Here is a 20480-nt window from a genome sequence, read left to right as displayed (position 1 = left end):
GTCTCTGCAAACAATTCCTTGAGTGCAGATTGCACGTCATCCATGGTCTTCAGGTTATTCTCCTTGACGAATGCCTTCACCTGTTCCTTACTAAACCGTGCCACTTGTGTCATCCTCTCAAACCGACCTTTCCTTCTAGTTTACTAGATTTGGTTCTGAGAGTTTACACAGAATATTTTACAGACTCAATAAAACCACAAGCGAGGGTGAGTCGCCTGTGGTGGAACTGGGTTAATATAGTTCATGAAATGACTTGTCTTATTGTTAATCCAAACAGTATCGATATAATAATTAATACCACATATGCTCAAGAAGAATACATGTATATTTTATAAGTGTAAAATTATCTTCTATCTCTAAAAGTCCTTTCCACAAAGGTCCAGTATGCTTGCCTTTGCTACACCGAGTATACAATGCTGTCAAAAAATTTCTAATAACTTCTGCAACTTTTTCCTCCGCATCACTATCATATAGTGCGCTGCCAAGAAATTCTCTTGTTTTTTTTAGGATGTCTTCTTCGTTTAGCAAGCTATTTTCACATATACCGAAGTAGGTTGATATTTCCATCCAATCTTTGCCATCAAAGCTCATACTTGAAGATCTCCCTTTCAAATAATCATGTAATTCAATTAATCTCCATAATGCTTGTTGATATCATACCATTCAATCACATTTCCTTTCATTTTGCCCATTGCCCTCCATGCATTATTAACCCTTGCCGACCATACATCTTTACCATATTGAGGCATCTTTTCAAACTTCAAAGATGTATTACTTGGATCCCGTTTAAATATTTGAAACTGCTTAACTGCTGCTTTTTGCAACTCTGGTGTAAGATTGTCATATGCCTTCCAAAATCCTCGCGTGGTAGTATTATTAAATTGAGAGCAAGTATTGTGTACAAGCACTTTTTTGATTGAAACAAAGTAAGTATGCCACTCTTCGACCTCAAAATTATAAACTTTAACAGGCTGTTTTAAATATTCAAATATAACGGATCTTACATTCGCTTCCTCTCCTGAATAAAGTTGAACACGATCTCCAGTTACTATATTCTCAGCCTTGACCCAACCCTTTCCTTTAATCCAAAAAGGGTGCGTGGGCGTAGATTTGATTTCTTCACTTTCAATTTGAATACGGACGATTAATTTAGATTCTTTAATAAAGAGTTGTGTTACCTTTTTAAGTCCTTTTTCCCCAGTATCAACATTTTCAGAATAAACCTCGTCTCCCACCTTAATGTCACTAATCACTTTATTGCCCTCTTTTGTTGCAATCAGAGTATCTTCTGTAAAGCAAACCAACTCTCCATAAAAATACTCGAGTCCTTCAGCGATCGAATCAGATTGATCTCTAGAGAATGCGGCCAGGAATTTTGATTGATTTGAATCTATCAAAGTTCCCGCGAATGCATAGATTAACTCAACTTCTGAAATATTTGAACAAATATCTGTGGCAAAGTTTAAATTGTTATCAAGTATACCTTCTCCCTGCAATCCCCTTATAGAATCTTTTAAATTTTGAAGCGAGATGTATTTGTCTCTAACAGCCATTGCTCTAGCATGTGCCTCTGCCCGTCCATCATCATCTATAGCATTTTCGTAATCTATCGTTGCTTGTGAAATTATGTCCCTCTCTGCATCAGATAAAGGCAATGCTTTATCAACGGCCCAATCATGCCCCGTTGGGTCAAAACGTGTTAATGGGTTATTGCCTACATACGTATACAAATTCAAACTCAGTGGATTCGTAATATCCCCTTCATACGTATCCTCATTAATAAACCGCCCCGTGCTCGGGTCATAATACCTCGCCCTTAAATAAATAAAGCCCGACTCATCATCCTGTGGTTCGCCTGCATAACGATACGGATTGTTAATACCTTCCGTCTTACTCAGAATATTACCCCAGATGTCATAATCATAAGTGTTAAGAACACTACCAGACTTATCCTTGATTGAAACGACATCGCCATGACCATTGTAGTAATAGTACCCTGCCTGATTGAGAGTACTGTCCTTCCGCCACAACAACTCATTTCCCCACACATTCCGAGCTTTAACATTACCATTCGCGTCCAATTCATCGAGTACTCTGCCGTTTAGGTAGACAAAACGAGTCAGGTTGCCATTCACTGTTTTAGTGGCGCGGAGTCCATCACCGTAGTACGTGTAAGATGCTGAGGTATCCGAATTATTGTTGTATGTCATCAATTCGTTAATCGCATTATACGATAGGCTGAGACTTCCCTTAGAAGTAGCGATAGGAACTTGGGTAGACTCTAGCGTCTGACGATTCCCGCGGCTATCATACGAATACGTATTCGTGTTGCCAGGCACTTGTTCCTGCTTGATACGATTTAACCCGTCGTATTGAAAACTTGAGACGATTCCATTCTGATTATAGGATTGAATATTTCCAAAGCCGTCATATGCATATGATGTGGTCCAAGTCGGGGTTGTATTGTTACTATGTTCCACCGACACAAGCTCTTTGAACGCGTCTGACTTTCTTACAATCGATTGGTTATTCGGATAGTTCACTTTATAGAGATTTTGGTTCGGTGAAATGTTATACTCCAGTGTTACATTACCCATATCCGGATATGAAACCTGCTTGATCCGGTTTAACTCATCATATTCGTAGGTTGTCGTCTCTCCTCCCGGGTAAACAATGGTATGCAAACGGTCGAAGTTGTCATAATCGAATGCATAGTCTCTACCTGCAACCGTCTCACCTTTCAACCGTTTCCAATCATCGTAACTGAAGGATAATAACTCATTCTCGTTTGTCGTGATTCCAGTGACAAGCCGTGTCATCTGATCATAATTGTTCTGTTTCCAATACATTTCCGTTCCAGATGAATTCCGAACGGATACCCGATTAACTTCATTATACGGTGTGTATGAATTAACATGAATTTGACCTGCTTTATCCGTATATTGAGCCACTAGACCGTTCAGCTGGTAAACGAATTGTTCTTTCTCACCGCCGGTATTCGACTTGGTTAGTGGCCATCCAATCTCATTATACGAAGTTTGCTTTTGTAATTGGCCATTGATGTAGTGTGCAACAGGTTGTCCGAGATAATTGTAGAGATAGGTATATACTTGCCCTAATTCGTCCTTAAGGTAGATGAGATTTCCTAATGCATCATACCCGTAATTGGTAGTTTGAGTTACATCACCAGCTTTCACTTGCTTTTGTGACAGTTTACCAAAAGGATTATAAGCCAGTAAGGTGGTCCTGGTTTTGGTTGGGCTTTTTTCTACCTGTTTCGTCACCCTCCCCGTTTTATCTTGGTACGTCCATTGTTCTCTGCCGTCCGGTTCAGTAATCCGTATCGTGTTTTGTAAATATGCGCTTATATTGTCATACGTATAATTAGCATAAGCATACTGTGTCTGCTGACCAAACGGGCTTGTTACTGTCTGAACAGCACCATTTCCTCCGTACAAATAACTCGTTTTCATGGATGCATTATCGTAAGGTATCGATTCTTTGATCAGTTTGCCCGAGGAATCGGTAACAGTTCTCAGTATGGTTCGAGTATGAGTTTCTTTATTTTTTTGTTGAACTTCAATCTCTCCATAAGGTGTATACGTTGTTAGCAGCTTTTCCCCGTCTGGTAATGTCTTGGTCACTTGCCGCATGGAATCATTATAGGTATAAGTAGTTGTTCGTTCCGGCCCCGGAGTTGATGGCGAAGGTGTAAACGTAACAGAAGTCATTCGATCTTTATTATCGTATTGGTAATTCGCTTTACTTCCATCCGGATAGGTCTGTTCCTTCAATCTATCCCTTGTATCATATTGATAGAGCATGGTGATTGCACTGGCAGGTTGTCCGTCGGAAAGGGTAACCTGGGTCGTTTCTTTGGTCACGAAGAGACCGTTAGGATCATACTCCAATTTCCGAGTAAGCGTCTGCCCTTGATTACTAAATTGGAAGCCAGATGTTGTCTCTCTAACCAAAGTTGGTTGAGCAATAGCAAGATTGAAATCCAGATATTCCGTTAGTAGCGTATCTGTCCGAACTTCCGCTTGATTCTCAGGGTTCCGGTAAGTACTCACTTTTTTTACCGAGGCTAATTCTCCAGGAACGGTATTGCCATAACTCATATATTCTTCGTACTGTGTAAGTCCGTCAGTTGAAGATTGCTTTTTGTAAGAAAGTTGATTATACCTTCCTAAATATTCGTACTGGGTCTTGTTCCCGTATGAATCCTCTTCGAAAATAACACGCCCCGCGGAATCGTACTCGATCTTATTCAATGCTGCATATTGGTTCAGATTCAGGGGCAACGTTCGGGAGTTACCGTACATGAGAAAATCTTTGATCGTTTGTGGTCGTGGATCAGACGGATTTCCGCCATCAAACGTTTTAACTAAATATGGTTTTCTCTTCAGATCGTCGTATTGATAGGTCGTATACTCATGATTTGTTATGCCATATGTTTTGTTATCATCGTTGAAGTTTAGTCCATTGTCCAGTGTTTCGATCGTTCGTTCCTTTCGAAGCATATTATACGTTCTTCCTGTTGATAGGAAACTCGTTGATTCAGTATTAGTATAATCCCCGTATAATGTCTTGATTGTAGTTGTATGGGCATCACCCTTTACATAATCTTTCATTTGGGGATCTACAGAAGTCTCCCCTTGAATCGATTGTTCTAATATTTTCAGTTCGTTACTCGCATTTGTATATTTGTAAAAAACTTTGGTTACTGGATGATAGCTGACTATATTGGAAGGATGATCTTCGTTAACATAATTATTAACTGTCCCTCGCCTCGAGGTACGTTCGTCGGCGGTAGCATATGTATACCAATTTTTGTCATAAGGTTGATACATATATTGCATAGTAAACCCGGTATCATCCGTCGCTTCTTTAAGTAATAAATAATCAAACTCGGAAAAGTACGGATAGAAACTAGCATGACGTGCCGGACCTCGTTCATAATACGTGTAGGAATTTAAGATTTTGTTTTCAATTTCGTCTTTTACCATGTTTAATTGGTAATAGGACCCTTGGTAATCAAAATACCCTATAATCTCATCTTCGCCCTCGTCAGCATAAGAACGCAAATTCTGTGTGGAAGTTATTTTCTGAACATCGTAACTCATTTTTCGAATAACATTTCCAGAGGCATCTTTAACTTGCAGCCCAACTATTGGATTATAGATATCCGGACTTCGCAATATTTCAATTCTCCGGTTCAGTGAATCCGTGATTCCTTGGTTATCAAATGTTATTTTATCTCCGTATTTATTTGTTTTTGTTGTTCTTCCATTAAAGAATTCGTAGCGAATATTATTATCAAGATCAATATAATATTTAGGTCTGTACAGCGTTGTATTATCATTTATAATTGTCAACTTAGCACTTTCATCGGCATGACTATGTAAGTAGAACTTCATGCTATGTTGATCGTATCTAAACTCGTAGACAGATCCGTCTTCTAGGAAGAAGTTTAACTTCATCCAATCGCTATCCTCTACTTTAGGTAAGGATAATGTCCATCCTGCCGCGATACTACGAGGGTACTGCATATACGGGTTATAGGATGGTTTAGACCATATCCTTTCATTGTCATCAGTATGATCAAATATAGGCTGTGTTGCCTTTGATTGTAAGGAGTTATACGTGCGAACTAATTGTAAATCCAAACCATGCTTACCTTGAAGAAAGAGATCTACATTCCGTTGTGTACTCGATCTGTAGATCATATCGATAGGTTGATCCGTCTTGCTTACATACTTATATTCATTTTGTTCGTCTTTATAAGTAAAGGAATTGTCAGCAGGCATCGTGGAATTTATATTAAGTGCATTTGTAGTAATTTGATTCGTTTGTCTCGTCTTACTCCGTTCCGTCTTATTCTTCATAGCACGTTCTGGTTTCCAATTAAAATGTTCAACCACGACCGGAGCCAAACTTTGTAATACCTGAACTTGATCCTGTGAAAGCTTATCAAATTGTTTCTTTGCCTCCATGTCGGACCAAGATAAAACAAGCTTCAATTGGTCCTGATTCAACTCAGTGGTTAACTCGGGGTAAAAGTATGCTGATAACATGAGCATTTCTGATGAAAATTGTTCGTGTATTTTTTTTACCTTGTCTGAAGTAATTACACTATAGTCATTTTTCAAAGGTTCTGAGTAAGTTGCATTTGTCACAGACGCTGAAGCGTTTTTCGGTCCGACTTCAGCTGCAAAAGATGCAATTGGAAAGCTCGTAAAAATCATACCTATTGCTAGTGAAAGAATGATTATTTTTCTAAGCATTTTTTTCTCCTTCGTGCTTTAGTTTATTGTTATCCCGATCAAATTCCCAGTTGCATCATACTCGTAATCCTGTATTTCACCATAAGGTAAAATGACATAATCGAGTCTACCCTGCTGATCATAAATGTATTGCTTTGGACCATAAATTTTGGGGGTGACTTTGCCGACTAAAGTACTATTGCCAGCGTAATCGTAAGCATAAACATCGGTAATGTATCGGCCGACATCCCCTTTATGATCCTTGAAGGATATAGTGGCTTTCCATGTCCCGCCACCGATATTTTCACCTTCATGCCAAACTAAATCATCTTGTCCATTCTTCTCAGACCAAGTGGGGAACTTTACACTTTTCACACTTGATCCACTATCTGATACTCCATATGCGTACACTTCATAAATATTGTTGCCTTTATATACAATACTTGGTCCATTAACGGAGGTTGCAATTGGCTTTATCGTATCGACAACGGTAATCGTTTTCTCCAAACTCGTACCAAACCATGCTATTGCTGCGTTATCCTGAACCATTCGCCAGTCAGTAATCTTAGTTCCTATACCAGTCTCCCCTATCGGGGCACTCATCGAAAAATTAAACGTGTATTGTTGGCCAGTTTCAATAGTTTGACCATTTGCTATCAGTTGTCTCCCTGTAGCGAATGGATCACTTTCACCAATGGCTCCTAAACGAAATGAAGTGGTTTCGTTCCAAGGTAGTTTCCCATCATTTCGAACGGTTATTGACACATTGTAGGTTTTACCGGCTTCCATCGTAGTTGGGATCGTATCGGAAAGAACTGTTGCTGCTCGGTCCGGTAACGGGTTAATAAATATATTACTTCGATTAAACCAATTCGACCATTCATAACCATCCCAAACCCGCACCCCAAAATCCCACTCACCAGAAGAAAGTGCGATGGTTTGATGTTGTTGAGTGGTAGAAGAAACCTCCCCAGAATTGTATGCCCATGATGTCCAGTTATCTTTTGACCCAATGATTTGGTACATTTTTTGTCCATGATTATCACTATCTGAATAATTCCAAGATAGAGTAATCACGTTATCGTTAATTTGTTGTCCATCGGTGTAAGAAGTTATGGAGGCAATCGGCAAACTATTCAATCTAAAATAGGCATAATTCGAATACGTTGAAGCAAATCCACTATTATCCCATGTACGAACCTGCCATCGATATGTATATCCTCTTACCAAAATCCCACTCGGTACGGTGTAAGAACTTGTTCCAGAAGTTACAATACCAGAATCATGTACTAGTGAACCTGTTCCATCTTGGTATATTTGGATTTGATATTGGGTTTGATAATTTCCGCTATCAGGGTCAGTAAAACTCCATGCTAATGTCGGTATCGAACTAGTTATTATTGCTGGTGACGTATTTGTACCGTTTGGTGATAGTGCCCCTGGAGCATTAGGATTCACATTATATACGATTGTTACAGAAGGTCTTTTAGAAGCGTCTGTAAATGTATAATTAGCAAGAATCGTTGATTCAGGGGATCTTAAAAAATAAATACCGTTTCCGCCATATGTCCTCATGTCTTTAATAAAGTTTGTGATATCAGTATTTACATCCGAGAACCGGTTTCCAGCTGGAATTTTGATTTGAACATAGGAACCTTCATTACCAATTGTACGATTGGGTAAAAATACCCTCTTGCCTATTTGTGTTGTCTCTCCTGGTAAACTTGAATATATATAGGTGTACAAGTTAGCATTTAATATAGTTGCGTTTTGGGGTATGTTGCTTAAATCAATTCTAAGGGCGGATTCCGTAATGTTATCGCCACCATCATCAGTCATGGAAGTTAAATATTGACGGATGGTTGGCCTCCAATAAGTTGTATCGGAACTATTGTCATTGAAATATTCCCAAGATTCATAGGGACTAACAACAACAGTAGGATCAATGGTAATAGGATAGTCAAGACCAGATGTATCTGGTACAAGATCAATGTACATTCGGTTATCTTCATACCTAATGATTTGTTCGACATTACGTATCACGCCTTTTGCATCTACAAGCCACGCAGGTTGTAATTGCAATTCGCCTGCTCGCAAACTGGAATTAAGAGCTCCTTCCACCTCAAATGAAAACGATTTAGGCGCATCATTAGTTTGTAAGATGATGCTTTCTTTCAAGCCATACGAGAGTACTTGCAACTCAATATCTGTATTCTGCCAAACACCATGGTATATTAGTCCATTTTCGTTTAGCCTAGAGACATTAGGTTCCTTACTGGTCATATTCATAACCGAATATACCGAATTTGTCACGCTTGATATGTGTCCTTGCATTACTGGTTTAAAGGTCAACTGATCTTGACCTTTACCTAATGAGTAACCATCTTGAATCCGCTTGGGAAGCTTCACCTCAAACGGTACTCCCAATACTCGATAATTTGTTGAAGCTCGTTGGATATTACTTCGTTTTGATTTCTGTTGCATTTGTCTTGTTACGGCACAAATTTCTTTATCTATTTCTTTAGGGAGCGACATAACAGCAGGATCAATATCTGCTTCATCTACTATTTTCGTGTTAATATCATGCCATTTTCCATTGGAATCTTCGTAATGAATATCATCAAAATGAATTTCTACTTGGTAAGTTCCATCAGGTCGTTGAAAGAGTTTAGTATTACGCGTCCTCTTATCAACAACTTCGACGAGACCCTTTGGAAGTTTAAAGTTGCCTTGTACGTTGGTTGTTTGTACAAGAGCTGTGGAATTAGCATAACTTGTTGTAGGAATGGTATAAACAAAAACCAATACAATACATACAAATTGAAGCAGGACTTTTCGAATCATTTCATTCACCCTTTCGATATTTGATACTTCACGTCAAAATTACACGTGTTTTTCCATGCGAATCGACTCCTTTCTATTTTTAATTCCAACAATATACAATATAACAACTCCGCGCCTCCAAATCAGTAAAATATAATGTAGTTTTATGTCGATTTGTAAAAATGTATAAATTGATCCATACAATATTATGTAGGACCCTTGTGTCGTTTATTGGTAAAGTTGGAATATTCGTGCGTTGCCTCACTACATAATAGTTCCGAACTTGGAAATGGAAAAATAAGAAAAGAAGCAGTATTCAAACTCCATTGGGTTTGAATACTGCTTCCATAATTTTAATCATTTATTTTATTACGTCTTATTAATAAATGAAATAGTTTATCATTAACATCTAGAAGAGAGAGTGTGATATTCCAGAATTAATGGGAAGCGAAGCCCGAAATGCCGCGCGGCTCCGTTTTTGCTGTTCCAGAATGGATTAGATTTTTTTATAGGCCGCCGCGGCGGAAATGACTGTTTGTTTCAGAAATTAGATAAAATACAAGAAATATATTGCGTAATAATTCACGTTATGTATAAATATGCACAGACAAACTTTGAAGCAAGCAACATGGAATAGCGTTCGATTTAACGAAAGATTTCGTTGATTCCCCAGGTAGAAAGGATCTCGTTACTTTCTTGAAGCTTCCCGATATTCCTGAGGAGATACGCCCATCGCCTTCTTGAAAAAACGGGTGAACGATTGGGAAGACTCATAACCAACTCGGGCCCCAACCTCCAGCACCTTCCATTCCCCGTTCCTTAGCATCTCCTTGGCCTTCTCGATCCGGGCGGCTTCAATATAGTCGGACAGATTGACGCCGCACTCTTGCTTGAACAGACGTGATAAATACGACGGATTGAAATGGATGTAACCGGCAAGACGGACCAGCGAAAGATCTTCTTCAAGATGTTCCTCGATATACGTGCAAACCTTCCAGATCGCTTCGGCCGCGCGGTTGCGTTCGCTGGAGCGCCTTAGCTCGAATAGCGTCTCCGCCGTCATTCGAAGGAATTGGAACGCTTCCTCCCACGACGCGAATTCGTCACGGCGCATGAGGGTGGAGACACCTGTCACCTGATCCTCCAGCTCCCACTGGTTAATATAGGACAACAGAACAAGCGAGATCGAATAATACAGCTCCAATAGGTATGGCGCGGCATTGTCCCGCTCCGACTCCGTAAGTTCTTCCATGATCAGAAGAAATTCGTTGCGTCTACCGGCATCCAGATGTGCGGCCAACGCGTCCGATTTGTCCCGCGGCGAACGCATCTTCGCGCAGCATGAAGCTTCCAGGCTCACCGTCTGCACCATTTGAGCGCCATCGCCAGTTCTCGTCTGTCGTTTCCGCCTCAATTTATCATAGGTTGAAGACAGCTTCATCCAATCAGATGGCCGGTCCCCCAGCGTTACGGCGACGGAAAGTTCAAGACTCTCCAAGCACGCTTGTTGGATCAGTTCGAATTGGCCCTCCAGGTAAGGAAGGATGGGCGTGCCTTCCTCCGCTACGTTCCCCCCCATTCGTTCGGCCAACGGTTGGATCAACCAGACCGGATCTCCGAAGCGATCGATCATTCCTAGGCAACGGGCAAGACCGGACAGGAAGCTCTCGGCCATCATCGTTACGGCCAAAGCCGAACCCTGTCGATCGGCGTAAGACGACACGGCAGTTGAAGGAAAAGATAAATCCCCCTTTGCCACATAAACCGGCCTGCCGGGATCAAGCAGGATATTCAGCTTACAGAAGTCCTCTTCCAGGCTCAGCGCCGGCTTCACTCCATGAAGCAGATATCGGAAGTACTCGCCGCGTGCCAACACCTCCAGCGTGTTCAGCTTTTCCTGCGCCTGCCGGAGCAGCTCGTTTCGACGCAGGCTGTCGTCCAGCTCAGCCACCGCTTCGCCAATCGCTTGAATGACCTTCGGATACCCTTCACTCTTGAGCAGGTATTGAACGCCGGGCGACTGAATCGCTTGATACACGGTGTCAAAATCGCTGTAGCCGGTCAGGAAGATGACCCGGCAATGCGGCCAATTCTGCTTGATGATGGACAGGAGCTGCATGCCGTCGATCCTGGGCATTCGAATGTCGGACAGTACGATGTCGATCCGGGTTCGATGAAGCCAGCCCAGAGCCTCCTTGCCGGAATAAGCCTTGCACAGATCCAATCCCATATTGCATCCTGCGAGTGTATCGTACAAGCCGTCGGTTATCATTTCTTCATCATCCACAATCAGCAATCGGTACATCGGCCCACTCCTTCCAGGGGATGTGAAGCGTCACTTGAAGTCCACCGAGCTCGCTGCGGGTGACTCCTATTCCACCTCGTTCGCCGAATGTTATCGCCAAGCGGCGATGTATATTGACCATTCCCGTGGTCTCCACGTTTTCGTCCCGGTTCGCCAAGGCCATCGTTATGTCAATCAGCTTCTCATCCGTCAGGTCTTCTCCATTGTCCTCAACGATGATGCGGAATTCATCCTCTCCGCTCTCGAAGCGGACGACGATCAACCCGTTCTCTTCCTTGCGCTCCAGGCTGTGCTCGAACGCATTCTCGATAATCGGCTGGACGATCAACCGCGGAACCTTCGCGCGCCCAGCTTCCTCTGGAAGATCTTCGAACTGAGCTCGAATGCGCCTGGAGAAACGAAGAAGCTGAATATCCGAATAGGTACGGGCATGATAAATCTCCTGTGCGAGCGAAATCTCATCGGAGGCGCTGCGAGTCACGAATCGGAAGTATTCACCGAGTTGAATCGTAAATTGCTCGACCCGATCCATATCTTTCGAGCGGGCCATCGTGCTCAGGATAAACAAACTGTTGAACAAAAAATGAGGGTTAATCTGTGATTGAAGCTGCTTCAGCTCAGCCCGCTGAGCCATGAGCTTCTGACGGTAGGCCTGATCAATCAAGGAACGTAGGTTCTCGACCATCTGATTAAATCGGTTGTACAAATAGCCGAATTCATCCTTGGACGCATGTGTGATCATCTGGTCCAGGTCGCCGTTCTCAACGCGACGGAAACTCTTGACGAGCTGAAGCAGCGGCTTATGAATGAATTTATACGTCGACATCGCGTATAGGCCGATGATGACCAACGCTGCGGCGGCGAATAGCCAGGCCCACACATAGAACTTGTCTAGAGGCTTGCGGATGACCTCCGATGGAATGAACCGGTAAATGGCTAAATTCAACTTGCTTGACTCCGCGTAGACCGTGTAGTACCAATGCTCGCCGAATTTGCGGGCTTCACCGTAGTTGTCGGAAGTCTTTCGTTGTACGATGGATGAGGAAGCCTCACTTAGAAAGGACACAACAGAACCGCTCGCGAGCCGGACCCCGCCGTTCGATGAGACGAGCAGAGTGCCGCTTCCCGGATAGGTGTTGAACTGGGCCAGCGCCTCCTTCAGCTTCTGCTGATCCAATTCGATTCCGACGACGAATAAGGGCTGCCCCTTCGGGCTGCCGCTCGGCTTCGCCGCGCTGAGATACAGTCCGTTCCTCCACTCGATGATTCGGGTATTCCGGCTTCCGTATACGGAGCGAATGGCGTCATACCGCACCTCATCGAGTAGACTTTCGCCGTCGACTGATGATATCATGCGTTCGATTGGACGTATGTAAACGCATACTTCTTTAATATACTTGCTGCTGTTATGAATCAGATAGAGACGATTGCGCAACGAATTGATCATATCTGTCTTTTGGATGATTCCCATTCGATTCCAGAGAAGAGACAGCTTGTTCAGATCCTCGTCTTCAAGCAGGCCGAATTGCATCAGCTTGATTCTCTCGATCTCGTTCTCCAGATCACTCAGGTAGAACGCCGTTTGGGATGCCGCCGTCTTGGCGATATCTTCTCTCGCCGTGTGAACCGACCACTGATAGAGGTAGATACCCAGAACGATCAGAGGCATTAGGATAAGCAGAAATGTTGAAAATAAACGAAGAAACAAGGTGTTGCGAATGGAAAACATCGTTGTTTTGAACATTGCTCACCCCCAACCTGTAATCAAAGTGTTCAGGACTTGAACCCATTTACTTCTTCATGGATGTGTAAAAATCGTTGACTTCCTTCGTAATCTGTTCGCCGCCAAGCTTGTTCCAATCCTCTACGAAACGGTCGAATTCATCAATCGGAGCGCCAAGAATGATCTTCACGATCACTTCGTTTTGTATTTTCTCCAGTATCGATTGCCGTTCCATCATCGTGGCCGTTGGTGCTCCGGCGAATTTATCGAGGAGGAATTGATGGTTCTTGTCGTATTGATCGAGCACGCCCTCTGCCCCTTCGGGTCCGTAGATGCGTTCCCAGCCCCACAGTGCGAAGCCTCTCTTCGAACCGGATACGAAAGCATCCAGCTTCTGCTGGATTGCCCTCGCTTCGCCGGTCAACTTCGATGGGTCGCCCGTCTTGCGTACTTCGTCCAACGTTCTGAACAACTCCAGATTCTTCTTGGTCGGGGCAGGCTGGACCGAGGACAGCTGCCATACGCTTTCCGCATCCGGAGGGACATAATAGTAATCGTTCTCCTGGGTCTCTCCCCAGTTCTTCTCCACATGCATGTTGAACAGCTTAATGACAGCCTCCGGATGCGCAGCACCCTTACGGACGGCGAAAAACTTCGTCGTGTTGAACTTAAGCGGTATCCTCGCCAGATCGCCGGATTCCGAGACGATCGGGAACGCACGCCATTGGGCGCTCGGTTCTTTGTTTTTATTCAACTGCAGCGGCCAGATGGAATTCCATTGCTGACCGTATTCCATGCCGATCTTGCCGTTCGAGATGACCTCTGATATCTTGCTGCCGTCCTTGACGCCGAACTCTTGGTCCAGCTCTCCGTTTTTGTACATCGCTTGCAGGGCATGAAGCGATGCCTTCATCTCCGGTTGAACGCTGCCGTACACCAGCTTGCCTGACGAGTCCTCCAGCCAGATGTTCGGGTACGCCCCGTAGCCGGCCATGAAGCCCTCGAGTCCCATCACTCCCCCCCACAGATCCTTCGTGATGGCGAGACCATAGGTATCCTTCTTGTGGTTGCCATCAGGATCCTGCTCGGTAAATGCCCTGGAGATGGTTAGGACATCGTCTATCGTCTTTGGGGGAAGCAAGCCTAATGTATCCAGCCAGTCCGTTCGAATCCATACAAACTGCGCTTGTTCGATCGATGACCCTGTCTGCGGGATGGCCATCAGCTTGCCGTCGAACGTTGCTGCGTTGAATGGTCCGGAACCCTCTTCAGACAGCACTTTCTTGAGCAGCGGAGAAGCATATTGCTGGTAAATGGACGTCATGTCTTCGATTTGATTCGAATCAGCAAGCTGCTTGAGCTGGGTGGCATTTACCGGAATGACATCCGGTTCGTCGCCTGAAGCCAGCATGACATTCATCTTCTGCAAATATTGATCCGACGTATCGTCGCCTTTAATGATCCAGTTGTACTTGATCTTGATGCCGAGCTTGTCTTCGTACAGTCGAGACCACCGGTTATCCTCCAGCGTCTCATCCTTCAACACTCCCAGGACATTGTTTACGACGATCTCACTTAGATTACGCACGGTCGTGATCTCGATCGGCGGGTCGTACTTGCCTAGGGGATCCGCCGCCGGATCCGGACCGCCGGCGCTTCCCGCCGAACGGGCAGGGGAACGGGCTGCTGTCGTGTTATCGTCGTTGTTGCCGTTGCAAGCCATAAGCGCCGAAGTAAGAAACAGAAGCGTGCCCAACCTCAGAATCGAAAGGACCTTTCCTCTGTTCATGTTCATCCCCTTTATCGTTGTTTTGGCTACGCTTTCATTATAGGCTGGCGGGAAAGGCAAGCGCAATCAACTGGTTCAATAAAAACAGAGGGGGGATATCCTTAGGATACCCTTCCCCCTCCCGCATGAGTGAATCTTATCGTTTACTTGCTAGCTCGTGCTTCGGCACGCATTTTTACGATTTTCTGTGCCTTAGCGGTATCAACGGCAACGACGTCATTCCAGCCGAGCCCTTCAACATCCTTCTTCATCTTCGCCCACAGCTGGTCGAATTCCGCTTGATTCTTTGCGAATACCATTTTCCAGGATGTGTTCTTGACGTAGTTTGAAATCTGGCTGCGTTTATTTTTTATTTCCGATGAATCGCTTCCGAGGCTTGTGTTGATATTGGGTACGATATCAATCATATTGTTTTTCAGGTAGTAATCTGTTGCGTTCGTTGCGTTATAGGTCTTCTGCCAATCCGTCGTTAGAGCGGTCTTGTTCGCTTCGACCGTGCTGCTCCAGTACGTGTTGTTATAGAATTCCCCTGTATCCGGGTCTTTGACGAAATCGCTCATGATCATGCTGTTAATCTTGCTTTGACCATCCTGGTATCCCCCGCCTCCATATTGTGCAGGGACCGGTGTATTTTTCTGGAAGGCGGTTTGGCCGACTTCGGTCAGCTTATATTTGCCGTCTGCCGTCTTCACATAATTGAAGCCTTCAAATCCGTTCGTATAGTAGCGCAGCCCTTCAGGAGAAACCATCCAATCCAGGAACTCCATGATCCTTTCAGGTTCCTTGGCTTTTGAACCGAGAGCAAATACTCTTCCGTTGCCGTAATAAGCATCGCTGCTCTGAATGAGTCGAGTGTCAGCGATCGGAACAGCTACATTACCGTCACCGTTCTTCCCTCTTTCGATTGTATTGTAGAACCCTCTTTGCCAAGAGTACCACAAGAGAAGTACCTGTTTGTTGGTCAGTTTTTCAGCTACTTTGTTCCAATCTTGGGATGGCGAGTCAGGGTCAACCAGACCCATCTGATTGGCAGTAAAATAGAATTGCAGAATCTTCTTATACATACTGTTGTCATCGACGAGCGGAACGATGTCGCCTTTGGCATTCAACTGGATCGTAGTGGTACCGTCCGGCTGCTCATAACCGTACCAGTTGCTCAACCAGCGTACATTTTCCATACCTCCGCCGTCCCAGTCCTTCCACAAGGTGATCGGAACGATCGGTTTACCGTCCGGCGTCTTGGGATACTTTTGTTGCATTTGCTTCAGGACATTCAGAAGATCCGTCAGATTGTTCAGCTTGGGGGCTCCTACTCCCTTGTAATAATCCCAAGGCATAATCGGGCTGGAGTAAGGGAGCTCTTCCGAGAAAGTCGTTGGCGAAGTATCTGCTTCGAAAGTCGGCATCGCATAAATCTTGCCTTGCGGATTTACTTTGTCAAATGCCTTATTGAAAGGCTTGAAATGATTGTCCACATATTTGGACAGGTACTTCGTATTCTTGACCTTATCCGTGATATCCATTATGAGACCGGCCGGAATAAGTTCTTCCAACTGACTGTTATCGATAATCAGAAGATCTCCCAGGTTTCCTGCTGCTGATCTTGTCTTGTATAATTGATCGCCGGCAACCTGCGGAGCTAAAATGTTCAGCGTGATGTTGAACTTATCCTTGAGAAGCTTTGCATACCACCCCGGCTGGTCTCCTTGGTAATTGGCCGCATTGTCGAACACGGTAATGGTCAGTGGTTTGCTGTGATCGATCGCTGTGCCGGCCTGGGGTGTCGACGTCGCCGTCGCCGTCCCCGTGACGGAGCCGGACGGCTCGCTGGATGCCTGCGTATTCTTGGAATCGCTATTGCACCCAGTCAATGCAACCGCTGCCAAGAAGAGACTGGCCAACGTTGCCACCATCGATTTCTTAACGACTTTCCTGCTATTGTTCATGTGTAATCCCCCACATCTGGTTAATGTATTAGAATGGTGCGGATCAACCTTTCACGGCGCCGATCATAATTCCTTTCACAAAGAACCTTTGGAAAATCGGATAAATCAGCAGAATGGGCGCCACGACAATTATGGTCACCGTCATTCGGATGGAAGTCGTCGTCTGTTTGGTCGCCAGACTGGCCATGGCCGTCGAACCGGCGTTCTGCAGATTGACCATGGTCGATAAGGAGCTCGCCTGATTAATGTAGTTGTAGAGAATAAATTGCAAGCTGTAGAGTTTGCTGTCTGTCATCAGCAGCAGCGTATCCTGGAACGAATTCCACTGATCCACCGCAGCGAAGATGGCAACGGTTGCCAATATAGGCTTGCATATGGGCAGGATAACCTTGAAGAAGATGGTGATGGTCCCGGCTCCGTCGATGCTGGCCGCCTGCTGCAATTCCTTCGGCGTCGATTCTACGAACGTTTTGACCAATATGATGAAGAAGGGAGCGACGATCGTCGGCAAAACATAGGCCATAAAGTTATTGGTCAGGTGCAGAGATTTCATGGTCAAATACCATGGAATGATCCCGGCATTGAAAAACATCGTGATGACCGTGAATCGATACCAGTATTTCCGCCCCCACATATCCTCTTGGGTAAACATAAATCCCAGGAAGGCGGAAGCCCCGACCGTCAACGTCGTTCCGATCACCGTTCTTCCCAATGAGACGAGCGCCGCAGTCCCCAGCCCCGGGATCTTGAATACGTCGATATAGTTCTGGAAGTGGATATGCTTCGGATAAAACACGACATCCCCTCTTGCGCTGATATCGTTGGCGCTTATGGTATTAATGATGATCGAATAAAAGGGATACACGCAGATAAAAGCATAGAGAGAGAACAGGACATAGATTAGAACCGAAATCAATTTGTCCGTCGGGCCGACCTGATACTTCATTTTTTGATCCAGTCGGCTGCGATGAGCTGGCTCATGCGGCATCAGCTCGGCTGCGGTGTCGCTCATATGATGCTCTCTCCCCTTACCCATTTGGATAGTCCGTTCACCGAAAAGAGAAGCACGACGCTAATTAAGCTCTTCAGCATGCTGATCGCGACGGAAACGGAGTAGCTGCCGCCTCCCATGGCCAGGTTGTAAACGTATAGGTCCAGAACCTGGATACTGTCTTTGTTAAAGGCGTTCTGGAAGACGAAGTATTGCTCCAAGCCATTATTCAGGAAGCTCGCGATTTGCAGCATCAACAAGACAAAATAGGTCGGCAGCATACTCGGCAGAACGACGTGGCGGATCACCTGCATTCTTGTCGCGCCGTCTACATAGGCTGCTTCATAAAGGGAATCGTCGATTCCCATAATCGCCGCAATATATAGGATGGCCGACCAGCCTAATGCTTTCCAGGTCGTCCACATCCACATGGCCAACCACACATGGTCGGAGTTCTGGAGGAGTAAAACCGGAGAATCGATCAGCCCCAGCTGCTTCAACAGGCCATTGACAACCCCTTCACTGGAGAACATGGAGAAGGCCAGCGAATAGACCAATACCCAGCTGATGAAGTTAGGAAGAGTGGTGACCGTCTGAATGAACTTCCGAAAGCGGACGGCTTTGATCTCTGCCAGGAAGATGGCAAAAATCATGGGAAGCCAGGAGAAGAGCAGGCTCATGCCGCTCATTCCAAACGTGTTCTTGATGACCTTCAGCAGCTGATCGATCTTCACCTGGTTCTCGATTAAGGAATGAAACCACTTGAACCCGACAAACGGGGACTCAGATAGCGGAATCGGCGGCATATAATCAAAGAAGGCATAAACCCAGCCGTAAAGCGGGTAGTAGGCAAAAACGCCAAGCATCATCATGAACGGCAGGATGTAAAGAAATTTACGTATGGAATGGCTTCTCATGCTGTAAGATTGCGTTTGCACCGTATCACCCCTCGTCTCCTAAAGTATGAAGCGCATACGTTTCCAAATGATTGCGTTTTCATTATATACAGGCTGGAAATGTCCAAACAACGCGCATCTTTTTACTTACTTAACCATCGTTTACACCTTTCATGTTCTTCCCTCGGGAGGGAGACTCAAATAAAAAAATGACGACGCTAAGGAAATGTCCTCGCGCCGCCATTCTTGCAAGCGGATCTATTATTGGTATCGCTTACTGTCTTTGTTTATGTTTTTACGTCGAGATAGAGAAAGCCCGCCAAAACAACTGATTACAGCGACGTAGAAACCTAGGTCATACCACCATCCCGTGTTATGGATTTCATAAATCCTAATTTGGTGTTTGAAAAAACCAATAAACAGTGATATAGGTGCAATCCAGCCATGCACGATGCGAAGAACAAGTCCACCACTAACAGCCGTAACGGCAAGTCCAAGAAGACCATTACCAGTGAATATGGTGAAATGGAGATCCAAGTTCCGCGTGATCGCAACGGCGAGTTTGAGCCTATGATCGTGAAGAAGCATCAGTCGAATGTGACGGGTATCGAGGACCAGATTATCGCCATGTACGCCAAGGGCGTGAGTACTCGTGACATTCAGGACCATTTAAATCGTTCCCCTGATCAAAGAGTGGCAAAACCGTCCGTTGCAAGGCGTGTACGCCGTGGTATTCCTGGACGCCATTCACTTTAAGGTCAAGCAGGATGGAGCAATTGTCAACAAAGCAGCCTACATGGTCATCGGGATTGACTTGGACGGTAACAAGGACGTGCTGGGCATGTGGATCGGCGAGAACGAATCCGCGAAGTTCTGGCTCAGTGTTCTCAACGACCTCAAAAACCGCGGTGTTCAAGACATCCTCATCACCTGTGTGGACAACCTGATGGGCTTCTCTCAAGCGATTACTGCCTGTTATCCGAAGACCGAGATCCAAAAGTGCATCATCCACCAAATCCGGAATTCCACGCGGTACGTGTCCTACAAGGACTTGAAGAAGGTTACAGCGGACTTAAAGCCGATCTACAAAGCCGCTACAGACGAGGCAGCCTTAGTCGAACTGGACCGCTTCGAAGCGGCCTGGGGAACCAAGTACCCGCTCATTATCCGTTCCTGGCGCAACAATTGGGACGAGCTTGCTAGTTCTTCAAATATCCCCCGGAGATTCGTAAGTTGATCTATACAACCAATATCATCGAGAGCTACCATCGCCAACTCCGCAAAGTCACGAAAGGGAAAAGTATTTTCCCCTCCGACGAAGCGCTGCTCAAGATGCTCTATCTATCCACCATGGGCTTGGTTCGGAAATGGACAGGCCGGGTTCAAAAGAGTCTGTAAAATATTCTGTGTAAACTCTCAGGACCAAATCTAGTAAACTAGAAGGAAAGGTCGGTTTGAGAGGATGACACAGGTGGCACGGTTTAGTAAAGAACAGGTGAAGGCATTCGTAAAGGAGAATAATCTGAAGACCATGGGTGACGTGCAGTCTGCACTCAAGGAATTGTTTGCAGAGACGCTTCAGTCCATGCTAGAGGCCGAACTCGACACGGAGCTTGGATACGAAAAGCACGATTTGAAAAGCAAGGCAACCTCTAACAGCCGCAATGGGAAGACAAAGAAAACGGTGACGAGCGAATACGGTGAGATGGAGATCCAGGTCCCACGCGACCGTAACGGCGAG

Annotated in this window: 10 protein-coding genes and 1 pseudogene; 2 read left to right on the top strand and 9 right to left on the bottom strand. The window is 45.0% G+C overall.

Annotation, left to right across the window (positions count from 1 at the left end; all coding sequences use genetic code 11):
* Positions 1-291: 291 nt before the first annotated feature.
* The 9 genes from ACSEXW_RS27195 to ACSEXW_RS27155 form a co-directional block, all read right to left on the bottom strand.
* Positions 292-591 carry a hypothetical protein gene (locus ACSEXW_RS27195; protein WP_438449322.1) on the bottom strand — a complete coding sequence of 100 codons (300 nt, stop codon included), beginning with the start codon at positions 589-591 and terminating at the stop codon, positions 292-294.
* Between the two features lie 38 nt (positions 592-629).
* Positions 630-6287: a polymorphic toxin-type HINT domain-containing protein gene (locus ACSEXW_RS27190; protein ID WP_438449321.1), complete on the bottom strand. Its 5658-nt coding sequence runs from the start codon at positions 6285-6287 to the stop codon at positions 630-632.
* 18 nt (positions 6288-6305) lie between these two features.
* Complete coding sequence (locus ACSEXW_RS27185; RefSeq protein WP_438449320.1) at positions 6306-9110, bottom strand: GBS Bsp-like repeat-containing protein; 2805 nt, start codon at positions 9108-9110, stop codon at positions 6306-6308.
* A 667-nt stretch (positions 9111-9777) separates the two neighbouring features.
* The gene (locus tag ACSEXW_RS27180) at positions 9778-11394 is read right to left on the bottom strand and encodes a response regulator transcription factor (protein ID WP_438449319.1); all 1617 of its coding nucleotides are present in this window, start codon (positions 11392-11394) and stop codon (positions 9778-9780) included.
* Positions 11369-13138, bottom strand: coding sequence for a sensor histidine kinase (locus tag ACSEXW_RS27175; RefSeq protein ID WP_438449318.1), 1770 nt, complete (start codon positions 13136-13138; stop codon positions 11369-11371). The genes ACSEXW_RS27180 and ACSEXW_RS27175 overlap by 26 nt, the downstream gene beginning before the upstream one ends.
* 46 nt (positions 13139-13184) lie before the next feature.
* Positions 13185-14906, bottom strand: coding sequence for an extracellular solute-binding protein (locus ACSEXW_RS27170; protein ID WP_438449317.1), 1722 nt, complete (start codon positions 14904-14906; stop codon positions 13185-13187).
* 143 nt (positions 14907-15049) lie between these two features.
* Complete coding sequence (locus tag ACSEXW_RS27165) at positions 15050-16852, bottom strand: type 2 periplasmic-binding domain-containing protein (protein ID WP_438449316.1); 1803 nt, start codon at positions 16850-16852, stop codon at positions 15050-15052.
* Positions 16853-16895: 43 nt separating this feature from the next.
* Entirely contained in the window at positions 16896-17864 is a 969-nt protein-coding gene (locus ACSEXW_RS27160; RefSeq protein ID WP_438449315.1) for a carbohydrate ABC transporter permease, read from the bottom strand.
* Complete coding sequence (locus tag ACSEXW_RS27155) at positions 17861-18781, bottom strand: ABC transporter permease subunit (protein WP_438449314.1); 921 nt, start codon at positions 18779-18781, stop codon at positions 17861-17863. The genes ACSEXW_RS27160 and ACSEXW_RS27155 overlap by 4 nt, the downstream gene beginning before the upstream one ends.
* A 402-nt stretch (positions 18782-19183) precedes the next feature.
* Here ACSEXW_RS27155 and ACSEXW_RS27150 point away from each other — a divergent pair.
* Positions 19184-20137, top strand: a pseudogene (locus ACSEXW_RS27150) (IS256 family transposase).
* Between the two features lie 64 nt (positions 20138-20201).
* A partial coding sequence (locus ACSEXW_RS27145; RefSeq protein WP_438449313.1) for a transposase occupies positions 20202-20480 on the top strand: 279 nt, incomplete at its 3' end.

This window comes from Oryzibacillus soli, from assembly GCF_051594765.1.
Taxonomy (GTDB): Bacteria; Bacillota; Bacilli; order Paenibacillales; family NBRC-103111; genus Paenibacillus_AR.
Note: the sequence above shows the minus strand (reverse complement) of the source record. Positions and strands in the feature narration are given on the sequence as shown.